Origin of the sequence: Micromonospora sp. D93 (assembly GCF_018070365.1) — a bacterium.
Classification (GTDB): Bacteria; Actinomycetota; Actinomycetes; order Mycobacteriales; family Micromonosporaceae; genus Micromonospora; species Micromonospora ureilytica.
Genome location: NZ_JAGPXW010000001.1, coordinates 131,193 through 155,094, shown reverse-complemented (window position 1 = coordinate 155,094; position 23,902 = coordinate 131,193). Strand labels below are relative to the sequence as shown.

18 protein-coding genes are annotated in these 23,902 nt (G+C 72.1%); 6 read left to right on the top strand and 12 right to left on the bottom strand.

All coding sequences use genetic code 11. The annotated features are described in order from the left end of the window. Positions 1–110 precede the first annotated feature (110 nt). Complete coding sequence (locus KBX71_RS00650) at positions 111–1,577, top strand: NAD-dependent malic enzyme (protein WP_210815918.1); 1,467 nt, start codon at positions 111–113, stop codon at positions 1,575–1,577. Positions 1,578–1,712: 135 nt separating this feature from the next. Here KBX71_RS00650 and dapF read toward each other — a convergent pair whose 3' ends face one another. From dapF to KBX71_RS00635, 3 genes are read right to left on the bottom strand one after another with little or no spacing between them, the layout of a single operon-like run. Further along, positions 1,713–2,549, bottom strand: coding sequence for a diaminopimelate epimerase (dapF, locus tag KBX71_RS00645; RefSeq protein ID WP_210815916.1), 837 nt, complete (start codon positions 2,547–2,549; stop codon positions 1,713–1,715). 7 nt (positions 2,550–2,556) lie between these two features. Then, positions 2,557–3,480: a tRNA (adenosine(37)-N6)-dimethylallyltransferase MiaA gene (miaA, locus tag KBX71_RS00640; RefSeq protein WP_210815914.1), complete on the bottom strand. Its 924-nt coding sequence runs from the start codon at positions 3,478–3,480 to the stop codon at positions 2,557–2,559. Continuing rightward, positions 3,477–4,244, bottom strand: a complete 768-nt coding sequence (locus tag KBX71_RS00635) for a hypothetical protein (protein ID WP_210815913.1) — start codon at positions 4,242–4,244, stop codon at positions 3,477–3,479. Before KBX71_RS00635 ends, miaA begins: the two co-directional genes overlap by 4 nt. A 150-nt stretch (positions 4,245–4,394) precedes the next feature. Between KBX71_RS00635 and KBX71_RS00630 the strand changes: the two genes are divergently transcribed. The 3 genes from KBX71_RS00630 to KBX71_RS00620 all read left to right on the top strand — a co-directional run bounded on the left by KBX71_RS00630 (position 4,395) and on the right by KBX71_RS00620 (position 9,699). After that, a complete protein-coding gene (locus KBX71_RS00630) occupies positions 4,395–5,603 on the top strand; it encodes a DUF349 domain-containing protein (protein ID WP_196927862.1) in 1,209 nt (402 codons plus the stop codon). Positions 5,604–6,502: 899 nt separating this feature from the next. Beyond that, a complete protein-coding gene (locus tag KBX71_RS00625) occupies positions 6,503–8,101 on the top strand; it encodes a cellulase family glycosylhydrolase (RefSeq protein WP_210815911.1) in 1,599 nt (532 codons plus the stop codon). Positions 8,102–8,337: 236 nt separating this feature from the next. Next, on the top strand, positions 8,338–9,699 hold the full coding sequence (locus tag KBX71_RS00620; RefSeq protein WP_210815909.1) for a cellulose binding domain-containing protein: 1,362 nt from the start codon (positions 8,338–8,340) through the stop codon (positions 9,697–9,699). A 48-nt stretch (positions 9,700–9,747) separates the two neighbouring features. Here the strand turns inward: KBX71_RS00620 and miaB are convergent, their stop codons facing one another. Next, entirely contained in the window at positions 9,748–11,274 is a 1,527-nt protein-coding gene (miaB, locus tag KBX71_RS00615) for a tRNA (N6-isopentenyl adenosine(37)-C2)-methylthiotransferase MiaB (protein ID WP_210815907.1), read from the bottom strand. A 220-nt stretch (positions 11,275–11,494) separates the two neighbouring features. Here miaB and KBX71_RS00610 point away from each other — a divergent pair, with 220 nt between their 5' ends. Next, entirely contained in the window at positions 11,495–12,403 is a 909-nt protein-coding gene (locus KBX71_RS00610) for an alpha/beta hydrolase (RefSeq protein ID WP_307846902.1), read from the top strand. A gap of 78 nt (positions 12,404–12,481) precedes the next feature. Here the strand turns inward: KBX71_RS00610 and fxsT are convergent, their stop codons facing one another. From fxsT to KBX71_RS00580, 6 genes are all read right to left on the bottom strand, one after another. Continuing rightward, the gene (gene fxsT, locus KBX71_RS00605; RefSeq protein ID WP_210815903.1) at positions 12,482–16,351 is read right to left on the bottom strand and encodes an FxSxx-COOH system tetratricopeptide repeat protein; all 3,870 of its coding nucleotides are present in this window, start codon (positions 16,349–16,351) and stop codon (positions 12,482–12,484) included. After that, positions 16,348–17,619 (bottom strand): TIR-like protein FxsC, encoded by a 1,272-nt coding sequence (locus KBX71_RS00600; RefSeq protein ID WP_210815901.1) that lies wholly within the window; start codon positions 17,617–17,619, stop codon positions 16,348–16,350. The genes fxsT and KBX71_RS00600 overlap by 4 nt, the downstream gene beginning before the upstream one ends. Beyond that, complete coding sequence (locus KBX71_RS00595; protein WP_210815899.1) at positions 17,616–18,275, bottom strand: TIR-like protein FxsC; 660 nt, start codon at positions 18,273–18,275, stop codon at positions 17,616–17,618. The genes KBX71_RS00600 and KBX71_RS00595 overlap by 4 nt, the downstream gene beginning before the upstream one ends. 52 nt (positions 18,276–18,327) lie before the next feature. Continuing rightward, entirely contained in the window at positions 18,328–19,152 is an 825-nt protein-coding gene (locus tag KBX71_RS00590; RefSeq protein ID WP_307846900.1) for an AAC(3) family N-acetyltransferase, read from the bottom strand. After that, on the bottom strand, positions 19,136–21,424 hold the full coding sequence (locus tag KBX71_RS00585; protein ID WP_307846899.1) for an FxsB family cyclophane-forming radical SAM/SPASM peptide maturase: 2,289 nt from the start codon (positions 21,422–21,424) through the stop codon (positions 19,136–19,138). Before KBX71_RS00585 ends, KBX71_RS00590 begins: the two co-directional genes overlap by 17 nt. Positions 21,425–21,487: 63 nt before the next feature. Continuing rightward, complete coding sequence (locus tag KBX71_RS00580) at positions 21,488–21,676, bottom strand: hypothetical protein (RefSeq protein ID WP_124817660.1); 189 nt, start codon at positions 21,674–21,676, stop codon at positions 21,488–21,490. 164 nt (positions 21,677–21,840) lie between these two features. Here KBX71_RS00580 and KBX71_RS00575 point away from each other — a divergent pair, with 164 nt between their 5' ends. Further along, positions 21,841–22,089 carry a DUF2277 family protein gene (locus tag KBX71_RS00575; protein WP_124817658.1) on the top strand — a complete coding sequence of 83 codons (249 nt, stop codon included), beginning with the start codon at positions 21,841–21,843 and terminating at the stop codon, positions 22,087–22,089. A 48-nt stretch (positions 22,090–22,137) separates the two neighbouring features. On the opposite strand, the gene KBX71_RS00570 is transcribed toward KBX71_RS00575, so the two are convergent. Together KBX71_RS00570 and selD are read right to left on the bottom strand one after the other, a co-directional pair. Further along, the gene (locus tag KBX71_RS00570; protein ID WP_124817656.1) at positions 22,138–22,617 is read right to left on the bottom strand and encodes a hypothetical protein; all 480 of its coding nucleotides are present in this window, start codon (positions 22,615–22,617) and stop codon (positions 22,138–22,140) included. 228 nt (positions 22,618–22,845) lie between these two features. Beyond that, a complete protein-coding gene (gene selD / locus KBX71_RS00565) occupies positions 22,846–23,835 on the bottom strand; it encodes a selenide, water dikinase SelD (RefSeq protein WP_210815894.1) in 990 nt (329 codons plus the stop codon). Positions 23,836–23,902: the final 67 nt, after the last annotated feature.

Below are 23,902 nucleotides of genomic sequence, written 5' to 3'. Positions count from 1 at the left end.
GCCCATGGTGAAGGTCGCCAAAAGTGGGGGCGAATGCTGGTCGGCCACGACAACCCGGTAGAAATGCGGGCGGCGGCCGATCGGCCGCACAGCCGTTACGGAGGGATCCCGTGGCCATCACCCGACTGCCGAGCGCCGGATTTTCGATCACCATCCGGATCGCCGTTACCGCGGACGCTTCCTCGATCGGCCGGCTCACCACCTCCGTCGGCGAGGCCGGGGCGATCGTCACGGCGCTGGACGTGGTGGACTCGGACCCGACCCACGTGATCGTCGACCTGACCTGCGACACCGCCGACGCCGGCCACGCCGACCAGGTGGTCGACGCGCTGACCGCGCTGGACGGCGTGGACGTGCGCAAGGTGTCGGACCGGACGTTCCTGCTGCACCTGGGCGGCAAGATCGAGGTGACCTCGAAGGTCGCGCTGCGCAACCGCGACGAGCTGTCCCGGGCGTACACCCCGGGGGTGGCCCGGGTCTGCATGGCGATCGCCGAGAACCCGGCCGACGCACGGCGACTGACCATCAAGCGCAACACCGTCGCGGTGGTCAGTGACGGCTCGGCGGTCCTCGGCCTGGGCAACCTCGGCCCGGCCGCGTCGCTGCCGGTGATGGAGGGCAAGGCCGCGCTGTTCAAGCGCTTCGGCGGGGTGGACGCCTGGCCGGTGGTGCTGGACACCCAGGACACCGACGAGATCGTGCAGATCGTCAAGGCGATCGCGCCGGCCTACGGCGGCATCAACCTGGAGGACATCGCCGCGCCGCGCTGCTTCGAGATCGAGGCCCGGCTGCGCGAGGCGCTGGACATCCCGGTCTTCCACGACGATCAGCACGGCACCGCGATCTGCGTGCTGGCCGCGCTGACGAACGCGCTGCGGGTGGTGGGCAAGCGGCTCGAGGACGTCCGGGTGGTCGTCTCCGGCGCCGGCGCGGCCGGCACCGCGATCATGAAGCTGCTGCTGCGCCAGGGCGTCGGCGACATCATCGCGTACGACCGGGAGGGCGCCCTGCACCGCGGGCTGACCGGGCTCAACTCGGCGTGGCAGTGGCTGGCGGAGAACACCAACAAGGAGAACTACTCCGGCGACCTGCCCGGCGCGATCCGGGGCGCCGACGTGTTCATCGGGGTCAGCGCGCCGAACCTGCTCACCGGCGACGACATCGCGCAGATGGCGAAGGACTCGATCGTCTTCGCCCTCGCCAACCCCGACCCGGAGGTCGACCCGCGGGAGGCGCGCAAGCACGCCGCAGTGGTCGCCACCGGCCGCTCGGACCAGCCGAACCAGATCAACAACGTGCTCGCGTTCCCCGGGGTGTTCCGCGGCATGCTGGACGCCCACGCCGAGGAGTTCACCGAGGAGATGGCCCTCGCGGCCGCTCGGGCCATCGCGGACGTGGTCGGCGAAGAGAAGATCAACCCGACGGTGATCGTGCCGAGCGTCTTCGACCCCCGGGTCGCCCCGGCGGTCGCCGCCGCCGTGCGCGCCGCCGCGCACAACCCGAGCCCACTGCCGGCAGCCGACCCCGGCCCGGCGGACCTCCCGGAGATCGCGGCGAACGCCAGCGCCACCCCGTAACCCCCTCCTCCCGCCCCACCCTCCGTCGATCATGAAGTTGTTGTCATGACACGCCGAGCTGGCTGGCAGTAACTTCATGATCGACGCGGTGCCGCCGGAGGCCCGGAGGCCCGGTGGGGGCGGGCGGTGGGTGGGTCAGGCGGGGAGGTCGACCTCGCCGGTTGCCACCAGGACGGCGGGGCCGGACAGCCAGCAGGAGTTCTCGGTGACCGTCACCGTCAGTCGGCCGCCGGGCACGTCGACGGCGACCACTCCGGTGTCCCTGCCAGCGTCGCGCAGGGCCACGGCGCCCACCGCGCACGCGCCGGTGCCGCAGGAAAGGGTCTCGGCGCTGCCGCGCTCGTACACCCGCATCAGGGAGTGCGCGTCGGTGGCGTCGACCGGGTCGCCCGCCACGATGAACTCCACGTTCACCCCGCTCGGGAAGACCGCCGGGTCGAACCCGGGCGCGACGGTCAGGTCCAGCGCCGACAGCTCCACGCCCGCCGGCAGCACGCAGACCAGGTGTGGGTTGCCGACGTCCACCACCGCACCGGTCAGGGTCAGCCCGCCGAGGGTGGCGGCGGAACTGTCGTACACCTGGGGTCGGCGCATCTCGACGGACACGGCGTCGCCCTCGACCAGCGCGCGCACGACGCCGGCCCGGGTCGCCACCGGGAGCGCCGCGCCGGCGGGCGTGGCCAACCCGCTGTCGAGCAGGTAGCGCACGAAGACCCGGGCGCCGTTGCCACACATCTCGGCGAACGAGCCGTCGGCGTTCCAGTAGTCCATGAACCACTCGGCCTCGCCGGCCAAACCCGCGCCGTCCGGATGCTTGGCCGCGCGGACAACCCGCAACACGCCGTCCGCGCCGATGCCCCGCCGCCTGTCGCAGAGCGCCGCGACCAGCTCCGGGGTCAGGTCGAGCTGACCGTCCGGGTCGGGCAGGAGGACGAAGTCGTTGCCGGTGCCGTGGCCCTTGGTGAACTCCACTCCCCCATTATCGCGTCTCGGCCGGCACCAGACGCAGGGCGGCCCCGATCAGGTCCGGGGTCGCCGAATCCAACCAGTTGATCTGCGGGTCGCGCCGGAACCAGGACCGCTGCCGGCGGACGAACCGCCGGGTGGCCCGGACCGTCTCGTCGTGCGCCTGCGCCTCGGTCAGCTCACCGGCGAGCAGTCGCAGCACCTGCTGGTAGCCCAGCGCCCGACTCGCCGTCCGCCCCTCGGGCAGCCCGCGCCCGACCAGCTCACGGGTCTCCGGCACCAGGCCGTCGGCCCACATCCGGTCGACCCGCAGCGCGATCCGCTCGTCCAGCAGGCCGGTGTCCAGGTCGACGCCGAGCTGCACCGACGGGTAGTACGGCGTGGGCTGCGGCAGCGAGGCGGCGAACGGCGCGCCGGTGAGCTCGATCACCTCCAGGGCACGCACGATCCGCCGACCGTTGCCGGGCAGGATGCTCTCGGCGGCGACCGGGTCGGCGGCGCGCAGCCGCGCGTACAGCGGGGCCGGGCCGACCTCGGCCAACTCCCGTTCCAGCCGTTCCCGCAGCGCCGCGTCGGTGCCGGGGAACTCGAAGTGCTCCAACACCGCCCGCACGTACAGCCCGGAGCCACCGACCAGCAGCGGCACCCGGCCCCGGGACACGATGTCGTCCACCGCCGAGCGGGCCAGTCGCTGGTACTCCGCGACGCTTGCCGCCTCGGTGACCTCCCAGATGTCCAGCAGGTGATGCGGCACCCCGTCCCGCTCGGCGACGGTCAGCTTGGCGGTGCCGATGTCCATGCCCCGGTAGAGCTGCATCGAGTCGGCGTTGACCACCTCCCCGTCGAGGGCGTGCGCCAACGCGATGCTCAACGCCGACTTGCCGGCCGCGGTCGGCCCGACCACCGCGACGACAGTGCCGACGACGCCGCTTGTCACACCCGCTCCCAGGACGCCACGAAGTAGGCCACACCGTAGGGGGCGGAGTCGTGCAGCAGCTCACCGCGCCACCCCCCGCCGGCCGCGCGGGCCGCGCCGGCCAGCACCTGCCAGGGGGCACGACCGGCGGCCTTCAGCGCCGCCGACACCACCGGGTCGAGGTCGAGCAGGGCGTCCAGGTCCGCGTCGGCCAGCGCTGCGGCAACCCCCCGGTCGTACGGGAGGGCGCGCGCGTCGTCGTACCCGGGTGCCTTCTCGCCCCGGCAGGCCGATCCGTCCCCGAGCACCAGGGACGCCACCCGGTCACCGGCGGCACCGACGTCGTCGGCGAGCGCGGCCAGCTCGGCCGGGCCGGCGTCGGCGGCCACCTGCACGGCGGTCACCGGCGGTGGGCCGTCGTGGCGGGCCAGCAGCCACGCGCCGATGGTCAGGCTCAACGGCAGCACCGCGCCCCGGTCCGGCTGACCGGGCACCAGCGGAACGTCCAGGTCGACACCCCAGGGCTGGAGAGAACCGGTCGCCGGGGTGCGGATCGGGCCGGTCACCGGGCCGGTGCCCAGCAGCAGCACAATGTCCGGATCGGTGGCCAACAGCCGGCGGACGGCGGTGTCACAGGCCGCCCGCAGATCGTTCAACTCCGGGGCCGCGGAGCCGGCCACCTCGGGCACGAGCAGGGGCGGATGCGGGCAGACAGCGGCGGCGACCAGTGGCACCCGTTCACCGTAGCGGGAATCCCCGGTGCGTCTCCGCGCCGATCCGGTCATTCGGCCCCTAGGACACCGTATGGTCACGGTCGGCGATAGGCGCTCGACGCGGACCGGGTCGGACCTGTGACAATGCCGGAAGCAACTTGGCTGCGCCGTGGCGGCGACGGGGGATCGATCCCTCGACGCCGGGAGAACGAGGATGGGCACATGAGCGACTGGACTGCCTTCGGACGGGTGGACGCGGACGGCACCGTGTACGTCAAGACCACCGAGGGAGAGCGGGTGGTCGGATCCTGGCAGGCGGGAGCACCGGAGGAGGGCCTGGCGCACTTCGCCCGCCGCTTCGCCGACCTGGTGACCGAGGTGGACCTGACCGAGGCGCGACTCAAGTCGGGTGCGGCGGACGCCGGGCACTCGTTGAGCACGATCCGGCGGATCCGCACCACGCTGCCCGAGGCCAACGTGGTCGGCGACATCGACGCGCTGGCCGCCCGCCTGGACAAGCTGGCCACCCTCGCCGAGGAGAAGGCCGGCGAAGCGCGCGCCGCCCGGGACGCCGCTCGCGGCGAGGCCCTGGCCCGCAAGACCGCGCTGGTCGAGGAGGCCGAGAAGCTGGCCGCCGAATCCACCGGGTGGAAGACCGCCGGGGACCGGCTCAAGGAGATCCTCGACGAGTGGAAGACCATCCGCGGGGTCGACAAGAAGGCCGACGGTGAGCTGTGGAAGCGGTTCGCCGCCGCCCGGGACGGCTTCACCCGTCGCCGCGGCGCCCACTTCGCCTCCCTGGACTCGCAGCGCAAGCAGGCGCAGACCGCCAAGGAGGAGCTGGTCGCCGAGGCGGAGAAGCTCCAGGAATCCACCGACTGGGCCGCCACCGCCAACCAGCTCAAGGACCTGATGACCCAGTGGAAGGCCGCTCCGCGGGCCTCCAAGGAAGCCGAGCAGAAACTCTGGGAACGGTTCCGGGGTGCGCAGGACGCCTTCTTCAGCCGGCGCAGCGAGGTCTTCTCCGCACGGGACAACGAGCAGCGCGGCAACCTGGAGCGTAAGCAGGCCCTGCTCGCCGAGGCCGAGGCGTTGGACATCGACGCCGACCCCAAGGGTGCCCAGGCCAAGCTGCGGGAGATCCAGGCCCAGTGGCACGAGGCCGGCCGGGTGCCCCGCGAGGCGGCCGCCGGGCTGGAGCGCCGACTGCGCGTCATCGACGACAAGGTCCGTGACGTGATGGAATCGGCGTGGCGCCGCACCACCAAGGAGGACAACCCGCTGCTCGCCCAGATGCGGACGCAGGTGGCGGAGGCCGAGGACCGGCTGGCCCGGGCGCAGAGCGCCGGGGACGCACGCCGGATCAAGGAAGCCGAGCAGGCCCTCGCCTCCAAGCGGCAGTTCCTCCAACTCGCCGAGCAGGCCGGCTGAGCTGACGATCGTCCGGAGCCCTCGGTCCCCACCGTGACCGGGGGCTCCCGCGTGCCCGCCTCGCGCTACTTGCGCTACTTGCGCTACTTGCGGCCTCAACCGCCCCCTGCGCCGCGCTCAGGCACCCCGCGCCTCGTCCTACCCGCGCGCCTCACGTCCCCCACACCCTGGGCGCGCCGCGCCCGCGTCAAGATCCACGCAACTTCCCGGGTGTTGCTGCCTCGGACACGCGGGGGACAGCAACATCCCTGATGTTGCGCGGATCTTGACGGCCAGCAGGGTCCTGGGGGCCGGGAGCGGGGTTTCAGCCGCCAATGACCGTCAAGGTCATGCTTGATCCAGGATTTAGTGGCCACCTAGCGCCGGGACACCACTACATCCATGTTGGAGCGCGATCATGCTTTGGGAGCGCGTTGCGAACGGGCGCGGTGCACGCCACGCCACGCCACGCCACGCCACGCCACGCCACCAAGATCGTGCTCGAACCTGGATGTAGTGGCATCAGCGTGCCCGAAGACCACTACATCCATGTTCTCGCGCGATCGTTCAGGGGGCACGCGGTGCAGAGCGGACGGCGCGCGCGGGGCGCGGGCACGGCGCGCGCCGTGCTCGGGCGGGGGCGGCGGGGGTGGGCGCGGGTAGCGCGGCGTGGGGGCAGGTTGACGCATCGGCGTGGGTTGATCAGAATGAGCGACGGAGCCAGGTAGGGCCACCGGCACGAGGGCGACGGAGGCGGAACATCCGCCGTCGAGGGTCGCCGGTGAGCTTCCGCGAGTGACCACGTCAGCGTGACATGGGCCGTCGCGCACTGTCCGCGTACCCCTGGGGGGTCGTGACGTGCGGACGGCCGCCGCCGGCGTCGTTTCTGGACGGCGCCGGACCTCCGAAGTGGAGCTCGAATGTTCCGTCCCAAAGCTCTCGGCGGCGCGCTCACTGCGCTCGCCACCGTCGCGGCCGGCGTGTTCCTCGCCACCGCCGTCAGCACCAGCCCGGCCGTTGCCGCCGGCACCGGTACGGGTTATCTGCACACCAGCGGCAACCAGATCGTGGACAGCACCGGTGCCACGGTCCGGTTGACCGGCATCAACTGGTTCGGCATGGAGACCGACAACAAGACCTTCCACGGGCTGTGGTCGAACAACCCGTGGAAGGGACAGCTCGACACGATGGCCCGGTTGGGTTACAACACGTTGCGGGTGCCGTACTCGAACGACGCGCTGAAGTCGGGCGCGACCGCCAGTGGGATCAACGACTTCGTCAACCCGGACCTGATCGGGCTGTCGCCGTTGCAGATCCTGGACAAGGTGATCGACTACGCCGGCAGCAAGGGCATGCGGATCATCCTGGACCGGCACCGGCCGACGGCGGCCGGGCAGTCGCCGCTCTGGTACACGTCGACGGTCTCCGAGGCGACCTGGATCAACGACTGGAAGATGCTCGCCCAGCGGTACGCGGGCAACCCCACGGTGATCGGCGCCGACCTGCACAACGAGCCGCACGCGGAGGGCACCAACCCGGCGGCGACCGGCGCGTGCTGGGGCTGTGGCGACACGACGCGGGACTGGCGGCTCGCCGCCGAGCGGGCCGGAAACGCCATCCTCGGTGTCCAACCCAACTGGTTGATCTTCGTGGAGGGGGTGAGCTGCCCGAGCGGCGGTCTCTCCAACGTCTGGGACAACGACCCGAGCAACGACGAGGACTGCGGTTGGTGGGGTGGCAACCTGTCGAAGGCGGGCCAGTTCCCGGTACGGCTGAACGTGGCGAACCGGTTGGTCTACTCGCCGCACGAGTACGCCACCTCGGTGTACCGGCAGACCTGGTTCGACGCCCCGGACTACCCGGCGAACATGCCGGCCATCTGGGACAAGTACTTCGGTTACCTCTACAAGCAGAACATCGCGCCGATCATGATGGGCGAGTTCGGCAGCACCCTGGTCGACCCGAAGGACAAGGTGTGGCTGGAGAAGCTGATGGCGTACACCGGGACCGGGGTGACCGGGATGTCCTTCACCTACTGGTCGTGGAACCCCAACTCCGGTGACACCGGTGGCATCGCGCTTGACGACTGGACCAACGTCAACACCGCCAAGCAGGCGATCCTCCAGCCGTACCTGATCGCGCCGTCCGGTGGCGGCGGCCCGACCGGCGGGCCGACCGGTGGGCCGACCGGTGGGCCGACGGATCCGCCGACCGGCGCCTGCACGGCCACCTACCGGCAGGTCAATGCCTGGCAGGGCGGCTTCCAGGGCGAGTTGACAGTGAAGAACACCGGCACCGGCGCGGTGAACCCCTGGTCGGTCACCTGGAGTTGGCCGTCCGGGGTGACGCTGGGCAGTGGCTGGAACGCCACGGTCACGCAGTCCGGCACGACTGTCACCGCGGCCGCGCCGAGCCACGCCCGATCCCTGCCGGCGGGCGGGTCGGTCACCGTGGGCTTCACCGCCAACGGCACCGCCAGCGCGCCGGGAACTGTGAAACTCAGCGGCACCAGCTGCTGATCCACCGGGACGGCCGGTGCGCACCGCATCGGCCGTCCCGGCCATTTACATCTAGGCTCTTCTATGTTCTCATCGGGAAAGCGCTTGCCTCTTCGTCGGTGGGCGCGAGCGCGGGAGCCGCTCTCCTTCACGAACCTGCACTGGCGGGCCCGAGGACCACTGGTCCCGGCCGGGATTCGCCGCCCACGGGCATGGGCGTAGCGACACCCCCGTCCGCCTCATCGAAAGGAAGCAGCATGCGCACAGGACGGCGTCGAACGACGCTGATCGCCACCACCGCCGCAGCCACCGCCACCCTGGTCACCGCCGGGCTACTGACCTCCGTGTCCGCCCAGGCGGCCGCCGGCTGCCAGGTCACCTACTCGGCCGCCAGCCAGTGGCCGGGCGGGTTCACCGGCAACGTCACGGTCACCAACCTGGGCGACCCGGTCTCCGGCTGGACGTTGCGCTGGTCGTACGGGGCCGGCCAGCAGGTCAACCAGGCGTGGGGCGCCACCATCTCGCAGAGCGGCAGCCAGGTCTCCGCGACAAACGTCGACTACAACGGCAACCTCGCGACAAACGCCAGCGCCACGTTCGGCTTCAACGCGAGCTGGAACTCCAGCAACCCGGCTCCGAGCAGCTTCACCCTGAACAACGTCGCCTGCACCGGCAGCACCGCACCGACCACCCCGCCGCCGCCCACCCCGCCGCCGCCCAGCACACCGCCGCCGACCACTCCGCCGCCGACGAGCCCTCCGCAGACCGGCCTGGTCGGCTGGGCCACCCAGAACGGCGGCACCACCGGCGGCGGCAACGCCGGCACCACCACCGTCACCACCGCCTCCGCGCTGACCAGCGCGCTGAACGCGACAGGCGCCGCGGTGATCCGGGTGTCCGGGACGATCTCCTGCTCGGGCATGCTGCGGGTCCGGTCCAACAAGACCATCCTCGGCAACTCGGGCGCCACGATCGCAGGCTGCGGGCTCAACATCAACGGCGACCGCAACGTGATCATCCGGAACCTGACCTTCCGGGACTGGAACGACGACGCGATCAACGTGCAGGAGTCGGCCACCAACATCTGGATCGACCACAACAGCTTCAGCAACGGGTACGACGGCGCCGTCGACATCAAGCGCGGCTCGGACTTCGTCACCGTCTCGTGGAACCGGGTCTTCAGCCACGACAAGACCATGCTGCTCGGCCACAGCGACGACAACGCCAGCCAGGACGTCGGTCACCTGCGGGTCAGCTACCACCACAACTGGTTCGACGGCAGCAACCAGCGCAACCCACGGGTGCGCTTCGGCAACCCGGTGCACGTGTACAACAACTACTACCGGGCCAACGGCGGCTACGGCGTCGCGTCCACCGAGAACGCCGGGGTGCTCGTCGAGGGCAACTACTTCGAGAACGTCGACGACCCGTACCACCGTGGTGAGGGGGACTCGGGGCCCGGCAGCCTGGTCGCCCGCAACAACCACTTCGTCAACTCGCCCACCGGGCAGGCCGGCGGCAGCGTGGCCGGCATCCCGTACTCCTACCAGCTGGACACCGCGAGCAACGTCAAGTCCATCGTGACGGCGGGCGCCGGCGCCGGCCGGATCACCGTCTGACCCGAGCCTCGCGCGGAAGGGCCCCTCGTCCAGGGGCCCTTCCGTTCGTCAGTGGGTGGCGCAGCCAGCGGCGGGAGCAGGCGCGACCGGCGGTGCGCCGATCGTCGGCAGACCGAGCAGAACCCCAGGGGTACGCGGGGAGCGACCCGCCTCGGCCGCGTCGCCGGCCCGGGTGCGGCGGTGCGCCACCGGTGCCCCGTCGGCGTTCAGGTGGTGCGGTGCGGCGTACGTGATCGCGGTGTGCACGATGTCGCCGGGCCGGATCTGACCAGCGAGGGACTCCCCGTCGGCGGCCTCGGTCGCGAAGTGCACGAGCCGACCGTCGCGCGCCCGACCGGACATCCGGCCGGTCCGCTCGTCCTTGCGGCCCTCACCGACCGCTACCAGCACCTCGACGGTCTCCCCCACGAGGCGCTTGTTCTCCGCCCAGGTGATCTCCTCGACGCAGGTGATCAACCGCTCGTAGCGCTCCTGCACGACCTGCTTGGGCAGCTGATCGTCCATGGTCGCGGCGGGGGTGCCGGGCCGCTTCGAGTACTGGAAGGTGAAGGCCGAGGAGAACCGGGCCTCCCGGACCACGTCCAGGGTGCGCTGGAAGTCCGCCTCGGTCTCACCGGGGAAGCCGACGATGATGTCGGTGGTGATGGCCGCGTCCGGCATCGCCGCGCGGACCTTCTCGATGATCCCCAGGTAACGCTCGGAACGGTAGGACCGGCGCATCGCCCGGAGCACGTCGTCGGAGCCGGACTGCAACGGCATGTGCAGCGAGTGGCAGACGTTCGGCGTCTCGGCCATCGCGGCGATCACGTCGTCGGTGAAGTCCTTCGGGTGCGGGCTGGTGAACCGGACGCGCTCCAACCCGTCGATGTCGCCGCACGCCCGCAGCAGCTCAGCAAAAGCGGAACGGCCGCCACTGCGCTTCCAGTTCGGCTCGCCGGCGTCGCCGAACGCCACACCGTAGGAGTTGACGTTCTGCCCGAGCAGGGTCACCTCCAGCACACCCTCGTCGACCAGGGCGCGCACCTCGGAGAGGATGTCGCCTGGGCGGCGGTCCTTCTCCTTGCCGCGCAGCGCCGGCACGATGCAGAACGTGCAGGTGTTGTTGCACCCCACCGAGATCGACACCCAGCCGGCGTACGTGGACTCGCGGCGGGTGGGCAGCGTGGACGGGAAGACGTCGAGGGACTCCAGGATCTCCACCTCGGCGGCGGCGTTGTGCCGGGCCCGCTCCAGCAGCACCGGCAGCGCGCCGATGTTGTGGGTGCCGAAGACCACGTCCACCCAGGGCGCCTTGCGGACGATGTCGCCCCGGTCCTTCTGGGCCAGGCAGCCGCCGACCGCGATCTGCATCCCGGGGTGCTTGTCCTTGACCGGGCGCAGGCGACCGAGGTTGCCGTAGAGCCGGTTGTCCGCGTTCTCGCGCACCGCGCAGGTGTTGAAGACGACGATGTCCGGGGTGTCGTCGGTCGGCACCGCGCGCACGTAGCCGGCCTGTTCGAGCAGGCCGGAGATCCGCTCAGAATCGTGCACGTTCATCTGGCAGCCGTACGTCACGACGTTGTAGGTCCTAGCCACCGTCTTGGTGCCCCTTCCCCTCGGGCTACCAGGGTAGCGGCCCGTTCGGGGGGCCCAACCCACCGGCATTGACCCGCTGGCCCATGGCGGGCATCCACGACGGGCAGTACGCTGCACAACAAGAATGTGTTCTGGGCGATTTCGGGGGCTTTGCACTCGGCGCCGACGATGCGCGGCTCCGTTCACGGGGGAGCACATGACGACCCGCGGGAGGCCAACCGTGACGCGACAAGATGCGACACAGCGCACCGTCACGACCCCGGACGGGCGGCGCCTCGCGGTGGAGACCTCGGGCGCTCCGGACGGGCCGGCGGTCTTCCTGCTGCACGGCACCCCGGGCAGCCGCAGCGGCCCTCGACCCCGGGGCATCGTCGTCTACCGCCTCGGCGTGCACCTCGTCTGCTACGACCGACCCGGGTACGGCGACTCCGACCGGCACGAGGGTCGGCGGGTGGCCGACGCCGCCGCCGACGTGGCGGCGATCGCCGACGACCTCGGCATCGACCGGTTCTCGGTGGTGGGCCGGTCCGGTGGCGGGCCACACGCCCTGGCCTGCGCCGCGCTGCTGCCGGACCGGGTCACCCGGGCCGCCGTGCTGGTGGGGCTCGCCCCGGCCGGCGCGCCCGACCTGGACTGGTACGCGGGCATGGCGGAATCGAACGTGGAGGACTTCGGGCAGGCCGACGAGGACCTGGCCGAACTCACGCTCAACCTGAAGGTCCGCGCCGACGAGGCCCGCCGGGACCCGATGACGCTGCTGGACTTCCTCCGCCCCCAGCTGCCCGACGAGGACATCCGGGTCGTCGACGACGTCGCGATCCGCCGCCTGCTGACCGACATGTACTCCGAGGCGCTGCGACACGGGCCCGAGGGTTGGATCGACGACGTGTTGGCGATCCGGCGTGGCTGGGGGTTCGACCTGGGCGCCATCCGCGCGGAGGTCCGGCTCTGGCACGGCGAGCAGGACCGCTTCTCCCCGGTGGAGCACTCCCACTGGCTCGCCGCACGGATCCCGCGCGCCGAGGTGCAGGTGCAGCCCGGCGCCGCGCACTTCGGGGCGGTGGAGATCCTCCCGCAGACCCTGGCCTGGCTGGCCACGCCTGCCCTCGCGACCAGCCCGCAACTCTGAGCGTCGGCCCGGCCCGGCCCGGCCCGGCCGGGCCGACGGGCCGGCCCGGCCACCCGACCCGCCCACCGAACGACCAGGTCAGATCGTGTGTGGGTCGATCACCCGGACCACGAACCGCCGTTCGCGCAGGGTCTGCACGGTGGGGTGCTCCACGCCGATCACCTCGGCCAGCCGGTCCGCCACGACGCCGACGTCCTCGGTGGCCGGGCCGTCGCCGGCCCGCCTCGCCGCCAGGGCGAGATCGCCGAGGCAGCGCAGCGTGTCGGGGTGGTCCGCACCGATCACCGCGGCCAGCCGGCCGCCGGTCTCCCGCAGCCGGTCCCGCGCCGACTCCCAGTCACCCTCCTCGGCGAGGCACACCGCCTGGTTGACCTCCGCCGCGAGCGTGTGCGGGTGGTCCGGGCCGAGCACCTTGCGCAGGTCGCCGACCGCCCGGCTCGCCGACGCGAGCGCGTCCGACCGGCGTCCGAGCGCGCGTTCCGCCGCCGAGGTGTTGCTCAGCGTCGCCAGGACGTGCGGGTGCTCCGGGCCGAGCCGGAGCAACTCCTCGAACGCCTGGCGCACGGCGTTCATCTCGGTCAGGGCCCGAGCCGCGTCGCCGACGGCCAACAGGTTCGCGGCGCGACTCGACCGGCACGCAACAGTGTCCGGGTTGTCCGGACCGAAGCGTTCGTCGAGTTCGCGGTAGGCCGTCTCGAACATCGGCGCGGCCTCGCTGCCCCGACCGGAGCTGCGCAGCGACACCGCCAGGTTGACCTGAGCGGCGAGGCTCTGGCCGTCATCCGGCCCGAGCACCTCGCAGTACGTGTCGTACACAGTGCGTAGCAGGGTGGCCGACCTCTCGTACTCGCCGGCTTCCCGCAGGTCGCTGCCCAGCCGCACGGCGGAGACGAGGGTGTAGGGATGCGTGGGGCCGAGCACCAGCCGCCGCCGCTGGTGCACCTCGTCGTCCCATCGACGGGCCGACCGGTAGTCGCCGACCAGCCGGTACGACACGGCGAGGTTGTTGGCCGCGCTCAGCGTCCGGGGGTGGTCCTCGCCGAACACCTGCAGCCAGGAGGCGTAGGTGGACCGGTCCCGTTCCAGGGCCTCGGCGTAGCGGCCGAGCGCCCGCAGGTCACCGCCGAGGCTGCCGGCGGTCATCAGACTGTGCGGATGCAGCGGGCCCAGCAGCCGGCGTTGCTCGGCCAGCACCGCCTCGTCCAGGTCCCGGGCCTCGTTGAACCGGCCCAGGCTGCGCAGGATGTTCGCCCGGTTGAACCGCAGGTGCAACAACTGCCGGCCCAGCGCCGACGCCTCGACCTCGTCGTGCGTGTCGCCGAGCCGAGCGCTCCAGGTGTCGTCCACCTCCTGGCTGAACACGTCGGCCTGGTCCAGACCGCCGCGCTGCCACAGATAACGGACCCGGTCGATGAGCAGCTGACACACCGGCTCGTCCGGGCAGGTGAGCGCCTCGGAGACCTCCAGGTGCGGCCAGAGCATGCGCAGCCGGGCCCAGGTGGTCGGGTCGTCCACGTCGCCCCGGGGCCGGGACGCGGCCAGCACCAGGTGCACCTGGTGTCGGGCGGCGGTGATCTCGTCGTCGGTCATCCGGTCGCGGACCACCGCCTGCAACAGCCGGTGCACCTGCACCCGACCGCCCTGGACGTCGAGTTTGAGCAGTGCCAGGCGGTTGATCTGCTGGACCAGGGCGCCGCGCACGAGCCGCTCCGACACCGACGGGTCGAACGGCACCAGTGCCGCCGCCATCTCGTCGCTGTAGATGAGTTCGAGGGCGATCTCGGGGGCCAGCACCGAGCAGAGCTGCAACAGCCGGTACGCGGCGGGCGCCTGCTCGAGCAGCCGGTTCAGCGACAGGTCCCAGGTCGCCTCCACGGAGAGGGCGCTGGGACCGTGCCGCTCGATCTGCCGCAGGTAGTCGGCGACCGACGTGCCGGTGTCGGCGAGCCAGGCGCCCGCCGCGGCCACCGCGATCGGTAGGTCGCCGAGCGCCTCGGCCACCCGGTCGGCCTCCTCGGCGCTGATCGTGGGCACCCGCTGGGCGAGGTGCGCCACGCTCTCGGTGCGGTCGAAGACGTCCACCTGGATCGGGTTCGCCCGGTCACCCCAGGCGCGGTTGCGGGAGGTCAGCAGGACGTGCCCGGGGCCCTGGGGCAGGAAGGGCTCGATCTGGTCGAGCTCCTCGGCGTTGTCGAGCACGACCAGCCACCGCTCGTACGGCTCGCCGCGGCCGAGCACCTGGAGCACCGACCGGACCGTGTCGGGCAGGGTCGGCCCGACGAGGATGCCGAGGCGACCGGCGAGGTCGGCGAGGGCGGTGTCGACGAACTGCGGCGGGTCCGCCACGATCCACCAGACCACGTCGTACGCGGCCTTGAACCGGTGCACGTATTCCAGAGCCACCTGGGTCTTACCGACACCGCCCATGCCCTGCAGGGCGACCGGCAGCACCACAGCGCTGCCCCCGCTCTGCAACTGCGCGCGCAGCCGCGCCAGGTCGTCCTCCCGGCCGGTGAACCGGGCGTTCCGGTTGGGGGCGTTGAAGATCAACGGCTCGGTGCCGGGGTAGCGGGTGGACCCGCCCGCCGGCCCGTCCGCCGACGACGGCACCGGCCGACCGACCAGCCGCAACACCCGCTCGACGGCGGTCGCGGCGCTGACGTTGACCAGGTTGGTGGAACTCTGGGACGGGAATTCCGCCAACGGGCGCAGGTCGGCGACGTACACGGCCAGGGCCGTGGAGCCGGTGCTCGTGTCGCGGTCGGGCAGACCACCGGACGGCGTCGCCACGTAGGCCGGCGAGACCACTGTCAGCGTGCGCGGGGCCGGCGTACCGGCAGACCCGACGGCGGCAGTCGGCTCCACCACCCGCAGCCCCGCCGAACTGAGCACCCGCTCCAGCCACTCGGCCCAGATGGCGTCCTCCGGCGCGTACCGGAGCACGATCTGGTCGTCGATCGCCTCGGTGCGTCGGCGGAACCGGGCCTTGCCCCGCTCCCGCACCGACTCGTCCATCAACGGCAGCGCGGTCACCGCGCCGTCGGTGAGGATCCCGGTCAACGTCTCGAACGCGGCCAGCAGCGACGTCGGTGAGCCCGGCGGATCGCCGAACGTGGCGAGAGTCTCCTCGTACGCGTAGAACGGCCGGTACGGAACCTCCACCGCGGCCCAGTAACGCCGCCGTTCCGCCTCGGTCATGCCGGCCGGCAACCCGGCGAACCGGCGCATGGCCAGCAGGCGGCCCGCCTCGGCCCGCTCCTTCTCGGCCTGGTCGACCCGCATCGGCACCGGCAGGACCCGGATGTCGCGCCGCCGGTACCGGTCCCGTACCGAGTGCGCCACCCGGGCCGCGCCGTCGATGCCCTGGTCGCTGAGCGTGAAACAGTCGACCAGAGTGTCCGGTAGGTGCAGGGTGCAGATGTCGGCGACATCGCTCAGGCCCGTCCGGCTGTCGATCAGGGTGAAGTCGTACTGGCGCTTCATGTCCGCCCGCAACGCCTCGAAGAACTGCGCCCCGCCCAGCCGGTTGTAGAAGTTGTCCCAGTCCAGCCCGCTCACCGAGACGGCGTAGTCGCTGTTCTGCCGGCCGGCGGAGAGGAAGTCGAGGCCACCGCCGTCGGGAAAGTTCCAGCGCAGCGAGAACGCGTGCCGCCCGACCCGGGCGTACTGCTCCATCCAGCGGTCCGGCCGGTCGTCGACCCGGGTGGTCTCCCACTCGTAGTCGCGGATCATGTCGATCACACCGCTGGTGCCCTGGATCGCCTCGGCGTCGAGAAACGGGTGGAAGAAGCGGTGCAGACCGGGTGACTCCAGGTCCCAGTCGGCGACGAGCACCCGCCGGCCGCTGGCCGCCAGGATCCAGGCCACGTTGGCCAGCGCCATCGTCCGGCCCGTCCCACCCTTGAACGAGTAGAAGGTGACGACCTGGCCTTCGCGATCGTTGTTCATCGGTTTTCTCCGTGGGGACGCGGTGGGGCCGGATCATCAGGCGGGAACGCGGGGTCGGCGGAAACTGTCGAGCCGGCGGCGGGCAGGCCGTCACGCAGGCTCGGCACCGGCTCCGGCGGTGATTCGAAGGAGACGACCGGGCCGTACTTGAGGAACTGGCGGCGTGCCTCGGTGACCAACGCCGGCATCAGGTCGACGAACTCCGGCATGCTGCACGCGCGCTTCACCTGGGGCCGACCGGCGTCGCTCAGCAACTGGGTCACCTCGGTGGCCCAACGGGTGACGTCCTGGGTGTCGTCGTCATCGGTGACGACCAGCGGAACGACCCACTCCCGCAGGCCGTGCAGCATGCGGGCGAGAACCTCGGCCGCGTCCGGCGCCGCCGCGATCCACGGGTCGACCAACAGCACGGCCGGTCGCCGATCCAGGAGCGCGGAGGCCTGCGCGAAGTCCTCGGTACGGGCCGACAGCCCCAGCCGCTCGGCGGTGCTGGCCGCGTACTCGGCGGCGGGCAGTTGCTGGCTGCGCCCGTACGGCCGCCAGAGCCTGCCAGTGGCGGCGTAGCCGGCGGGGTCGCGATCGGTCGGCAGGCGGTCCCGGGTCGGGGCCAGGACGGCGACGACGAAGTCCGGATCGGTCGGTGCCGGACGGACGACCTCGTCCAGACCGGGCGCCCGGGACGGGCCCATCGGTCGCCGCTCGGCGGTGTGCACGATCCGGCTCGCCAGGCGTCTCAGCAGAAGCTCGTACTGGGCACGGTAGGAGGCCAGCATGCAGAACGCGCGCAGGCCGTCGGCGGCGTACTCCGGGACGTCCCGGCCCAGGTCCAGGGCGGCGTCCAGCTCCGGATGGGCCTCCCACGGAGGGGACGGTATCCACAGCACCGGAGTGAGATGGCCGGCGGTGACCCGGGTCGACCCGGCGGCGGCCAGCCGGGCCCGGAAGGACTCCTGCTCCCCCAGCGCCCAGGGACGCTTGAAGTAGCCGGGTGAGTAGAGCGGGACGAAGACCTCGGCGTCACCAAGCGCCTCGGCGAGCGCCGCCTTCCAGTCGGCGCCCAACGGAATGTGCTGGTCGAAGAAGCCGATCCGCATCCCGGCGACCGGTCGCGCCTGGCGTCGCACCTCGTCGGTCAGGTCGGCGAAGAACTGGCCGACCCAGACGTCGGCGTCGGCACGGGCGCCCGGCCGCGGCGCCGAGTGGGCGTAGCTCAGGAAGAAGTACGTCCCGCGCGCGCCCGATCGGCGCCGGTCCGTCGGCGGGCTCACTGCGGCTCCTCGGCGAACCTGTTGCACAGCTCGTCCACGCTCGCCGGCACCCAGGGCTCGACCATGTACGACCGGTGGATGGCCACGATCCGCTGCGCCAGCCGCCAGACCACCGCCCGGTACGCGTTCTCCCACTGCATGGTCAGCAAGCCATAGACCCCGTCCCGCTGGTAGTGCACCGCGATGTCGGGATCCGGCATCGCGGTCGGGGAGAAGCGCTGGATGTCGCGGAGCACCCGAGGCAGTGCCGTGCCGTTCGTCGGCGACCAGGTGACCGGCACGATCGCCGTCTCGTGGACCGAGGCGGAGCTGTGTCGTGGGGTGATCCGTCGGCGGGAGAACGCGTCCCACTCTCGGCCACACCAGTCGCTGCCGAGTAGCGCGCTGGACACCAGCGGAACGAAGACCTGGCAGGTGCCGGCGGCCTGGAGAAGCTCCGGGCTCCAGCGTTCGCCGCCGGCGATGGAGGTGTCCAGGAAGCCGGCGTCCACTCCGGTCACCGGGCCGACCAGCTCACTGACGTGGACGGAGAGGTCCTCGAAGAATCGGGAGACGTACTCGGCGGGTTTGCCGGTGGCCCGGCCGACCGGCGCCCGCGAATAGCTGACGAAGAAGAGCGGGGCGCGTGCTCTGGAGGGTGCGTCCACTGTGCTCACCGCTGCCCCTCCGCCCTCCCCACGCGGCCGGATCATCAGCGTAGTCCCCGCGTCAACGTTGCGCCGCCAACCGGTTCGCGGCGAACCAGGCAGTCGCGAAGTCGACAGCGGCTCGCGCCGGCAGGAGGCGCCCGTCGGCCCGTCCCACCCGACCGTGCCGCACCAACGGCGTCTCGTCGAGCGCGGCACCCACCTTCGGGAAGTCCCGGTCGTCCAGGTCGAGAGCCCGGAAGTCGAGGCGGACCCGCCGCCCGTCGACGAGCCGGAAGCAGTGGTAGTCGCGCTCGGGCAGCGGCACCGGCAGTCGGTACTCGGCCAGGTGCAGGGCGCTGCACGCCTCATAGCCGAGGCCGAGCAGCAGGATCTGCCCGTCCGCCGCGTAGAGGCCGCCAACCGGTGAGCGTTCCCCCAGGTGGCAGGTGAGGTCATGGCCGTCGGTGAGCTGCCGGGCCCGGGGGCCGAGCGCGGTGAACGAGGTCTGCGGATGGTCACTGCGCACCGCACCGGGGATGCACCGGGCGTACTCGGCGAGCGCACCCATCCGCTGGGAGGGGGTGGTCCGGCGGTCCCAGCCCGGCAGCGTCGCCTCGTACCGCTCGCGCCGCGCCCGGTCCATTCCCGCGGTGGCCGCCAGGTGGGCCCGGGAGGTTGTCGAGTTGCCGTCGGTGTGGGTGGGCACCAGCAGCGTGCCGGCCGGGCCGAGGACGTCGCGCAGCGCGCCGGCGAGGGTCGCGGGGCCGTGCTCCAGCGGGCCCACCCGACGGAGGCCGCAGTGCACCAGCAGGCACACCCCCGGGCGTACGCCCAGCGCCCGCAGGTCGTCGGCGAGGCGGGGACGGCCCAGTCTGGGCGGTGGGTGCTCATCTGGACCCGACACGGGTCTCCTCCAGCGCGTGGCGCAGCTGGGCGACGAACCGCTCACCCGCCGCGGTGAGCGACCGGCTGGCCAGCAGCGCGTCGGCGCCGTCCCGGGTCCACGCCAGGAAGTGGGCCGCGTGCGCCGACGCGTCCGGCTGGTCGGTGGCGGCCCGGGACTGCCAGACCTGGGTGACGGCGAGGTGGGCGTAGACGCCCTGGAGCACCCCCTCGGGAGGCCGCGGGTCGGGGCGCCAGGGCACCCGGATCCGGGTGCCCTGCCCGGGTTCGACCAGGTCGTACAGGTCGAGCACGGCACCCAGCTTCGCGTGCTGCCACTCGTGCACGAGCAGCACCGCCATCGTCTCCGGGTCGGGATGGGGGGTGACGGCGACCGCGCCGAACGCGTGCCGGGCGGTCGCGCTCCGCAGGGGTCGCGCCGGGTCGGGCGCCAACGGCACCACGGCACGCAGACCGCCGTCGAGCGCCGCCGCGTGCGCCGGCACGTCCCGGTGCACGACCCGCCAGGCATCCGCCAGGGTACGGCCCAACGCCCGCGCCGCCGGAACCTCCAGCCGGGACGCCACCGGCTGGCCGTAGCAGTCGCGGTAGGGGTCGCCGTCCTCCAGGAGCACAGGGCCACCGGGCACCGACACGTCACGGGTCGGAAGCCAGCCGGTCGACGGCGGCGCCAGCGGATCGAGGAGCACCATCTGCTCGACCGACCCGGCCCGGACCTGGAACCCGCCGGGCCGGACGGTCACCTCGGCGCTCTCCCCCAGGCCGGGCAGCACCAGGCTGCCGAGCGTGGGCAACGTGATCGCGTCGGCCCGCACCGGCACGTGCAACACGGCCGGGACACCGGCCCGCACGGCCGCGGCGATGGCGAGGGCCGGCAGTGGGTCGACTGCCGCGCCGAGGCCGGGCAGGACCGACGAGTCGAGGCGATGCACCAGACCGGGCCGGACGAAGGGGTGCGCCAGGACGGCCCGCACCACCTCCGGCGCCGCCTGGTCGAGGTGGACGAGCAGGTCCCAGGCGGCCGTGGCGCCGGACCGGTCCCGACAGGCCGCCAGCAGCGCCCGGGTGATGGAGAGCTGGGTGGCGGCGAGCAGCGCGAGCGTCGACGCCGACCCGTGCCCGGTCGCCAGGTCGTCGAGCACCTCGTCGGCGGGCGAGGTGGCGGGCGAGGTGGCGGACCACTCGCCCGACTCGGCTGGGGTGGGCGGCGGGTAGGCGTCCACGGTGTCGATCAGGCGGAGCAGGTCGGCGCAGTACACCGAGGGGTTGTCGAAGCCGGAGCCGGTGCGCCAACGGTGGGCGTACAGGCCGCCGCCGCACCTGTCGACCACCGGGCACGACCGGCAGGTCAGGCAGAGCCCGTCGACGCCGTCCTGCCGGACGGCGACCCCTGGGTGCCGTGCGACCTCGTCCACCGAGTTGTCGAACACGTCGAAGCCGGTGCCGGCCGCGCCGTGGTACGCGGTCTTCAGCGAGTCGACCTGCTCCCAACTGCCGTCAGCCTCGATGACCAGCACGTCGGCCGGCGCCAGGCCGAACGCCTCGGTGCCGCCGCCGCCCGGGCGCAGCGCCTCGAACATCCGGATCGACACCGGGCGCCCGTCGTCGACCCAGCGCCGGTGCAGCCGCCCCAACCAGTCGGCGTACGGGGTGGGCTCGGGGCCGGGGCGCTCCGGGGGTTGGTCCCAGGTGGCGTGGGGCAGCAGCAGGTCGACCCGGGGCGGGCTCTCGGCCAGCAGCGCCTCGTACACCCGGTCGGGATCGTTGCGGACGTCGACAGTGCAGAGGATGCCGGCGTAGCTGGTGCGGTGTTCCGGCCGCCGGAGCAGGGCCAGCGCCCGCCGGACGTGGTCGTGGCTGCTGCCGCCGTGGGCGAAGACCCGGTGGCGGTCGTTGGCCGCGCGGTCGCCGTCGAAGGACACGCCGACCCGCAGGTCGTACTCGACGAACAGCCGGCACAGCTCCTCGTCGAGCAGCACGCCGTTGGTCTGCATGCGCAGGTCGAGCCGCGCCCAGGGGGTGATCGCCGAACGCAGCTCGGCCAGCACGTCCCGCAACCCGGCGGCGCCCAGGAGCAACGGCTCACCCCCGTGCAGCACCACGTGCACGACCGGCAACCCGTGCTCGCGGGCGTGCTCGGCGATCCGTCGCGCGGCGGCCTGGACGGTGGCCGGCGGCATCCGCGTCGGACGGCCACGCCAGGTCTGGTCGGCGTGCTGGTAGATGTAGCAGTGGTCGCAGCTCAGGTCACACCGGCTGTGCACCTTCAGCACGAACTGGCTGATCCGCCGGCAGGGTCCGCCCACTCCGGGCGGACCGCACCGGCAGACCATCACTCAGATGGACGAGTTGAAGGCGGCGACGGCCACTATGCCGGACGGCACGGAGTCGTTCGTGACCACGCGCCTGCGCACCGCCTCGATCAGATCGGCGTGCTCGACGGCGATCCGTTCCAGCGGGGTGTGCAGGCTACGCGTGAGATCGTCTAGGTCGGGACGGGATGAGCGGGCGGGGGCATGGTCCACAATGAGTCTCCGGGGGCCCGGGGCGCTGGGAGCGCGAGAGCGGCGGCTGTGGCTCGAACGGCTCTGGTCCGTGCCCAGGATAGACAAATATCGACCCAGTGTCACCGTCGGTACCATTGCCGGCACGGCGGGTGCAGACCGCGGTGAACGGAGGAGGAGCTCACATGTGCCGGAGCATCAAGACGCTGCGTGAACCGTTCACCCCGCAGGTGACAGACGCGGACGTCGAGGCGGCGGCGTTGCAGTACGTCCGGAAGATCTCTGGCTTCCGGGCGCCCGCCGCGCACAACGCCGCCGCGTTCGACGCCGCGGTGGCCGCAGTGGCCGAGGCGACGCGCACCCTGCTCGACCAACTGGTGGTGCGGGGTGCCGGATCGGGCACCACCGACCGGTCGGCCACCGCCTCCAACTGATCGCCACCCACCGGCCCGACACCCGGCCGGGCCTGACCCCGACGAGGGTCAGGCCGCGGCTAGCGCCGGTGCGACAGTGTCCGGCGCCCAGCGCGAGCGGTGGCACTGCGACCAGCCCCGACAACCCGGGTCGCCCAGTGAACAGAGCCGCAACCTGCTGAGCACCTCACCGTCCTCGGTGTCCCGCACGTCGAAGTGCACCGGACGGACCGTGCCGTCCGGGGCGACGAGCAGGTGCCGGCCCGCGTCGAGCGTGTCGTCGCGCAACAGGCAGTTGCGGCCCAGCAATCGGGCCAGTGCGGCGATGCTCGCGTGCTCGGAGAGCTGCTCGGGCACCCCGTAGCAGTCCACCACCGTCGCGAACTCGCCCGGCGCCAGCCAGACGTCACACACCACCGCGTACGCCGGCAGCCGCGCCGGGTCGGCCACCGCCAACGGCATCACCACCCGACCAAGCGCCTCGGCCAGCGCCGGGTAGACCTCCACGGGTTGAGCCCCGTCGATTCTCCAGTTCCACAGCTCGGTCATTCCGCCTCCTCGCTGCGTTCGTCCCCACCGGCCTCCGGATCGGGCCTTACACCGATGGTGGGGGGCATTTGACCCCAGCCGGGGGCAAGTTACCGGTCTGTGACCATTCCGGGCAAAATTTCCCTGAGCGGCATTGCTCGGAGTAGCGGGAAGGTGACAGTTTATCGGGTATGGTGCGCGATCCGCACCACCGCCACCCCGTGTCCCCAGCGGGTCACAGGCCCCCGGTCAGCGCAGGACGATCCGGTGCTCCCCACGGGGCAGCAGCTCACCCACCACCGGAGCGCCGGGTATCTCGCCCGCGACCAGCAGGCCACCGGAGGTCTGCGCGTCGGCCAGGAGCAGCCGCTCGGCCTCGTCCGCCGCGCCGAAGTCGGTCCACTGGGTCACCCAGTCCAGGTTGCGCCGGCTGCCGCCGCTCACGAACCCGTCGCGCAACGCCTCGCGCGCGCCGGCCAGGTAGGGCACCCGGGCAGTGTCGATGGCCACCGTGAGCTGGCTGGCCCGGGCCAGCTTCGAGGCGTGCCCGAGCAACCCGAACCCGGTCACGTCGGTGCCGCACCGGATGCCGGCGGCGACCGCCGCACGGGCCGCGTCCCGATTGAGCGCGCTCATCGAGGCCACCGCCTCCGGGAAGCTCTCACCTGTCGCCTTGTGCCGGGTGTTCAGCACACCCACCCCGAGCGGCTTGGTCAGCGACAACGGCACCCCGGCCCGCCCGGCGTCGAGGGTGATCAACTCCTCCGGTCGGACCGTGCCGGTGACCGCGAGACCGTACTTCGGGCCGTCGTCGTCCACGCTGTGCCCGCCGGCCAGGTGACAACCGGCTTCCCGCGCCACGTCCTGGCCGCCGCGCAGCACCTCACGGGCCAACTCCAGCGGCAGCACGTCGCGCGGCCAGCAGAGCAGGTTGAGCGCCACCAGCGGGGTGCCGCCCATCGCGTACACGTCGGAGAGCGCGTTGGCCGCCGCGATCCGACCCCAGTCGTACGCGTCGTCGACCACCGGGGTGAAAAAGTCGGCCGTGCTGACCAGGCCGGTCCGCTCATCGAGACGCACCACCGCCGCGTCATCGCCATGATCCAACCCGACCAGCAACTCGGCGGTACCGGTCGCCGGGCCGAGACCGGCCACCATGATCTCCAGCTCACCTGGCGGGATCTTGCAGGCGCAGCCGCCGCCGCGCGCGTACTTGGTCAACCGTACGGGTTCGGTCATCCCCCCATGATCTCGACAAGGCGCCACGATCGCCACCATGACCACCCAGTCGCTGACCGAAATCGGA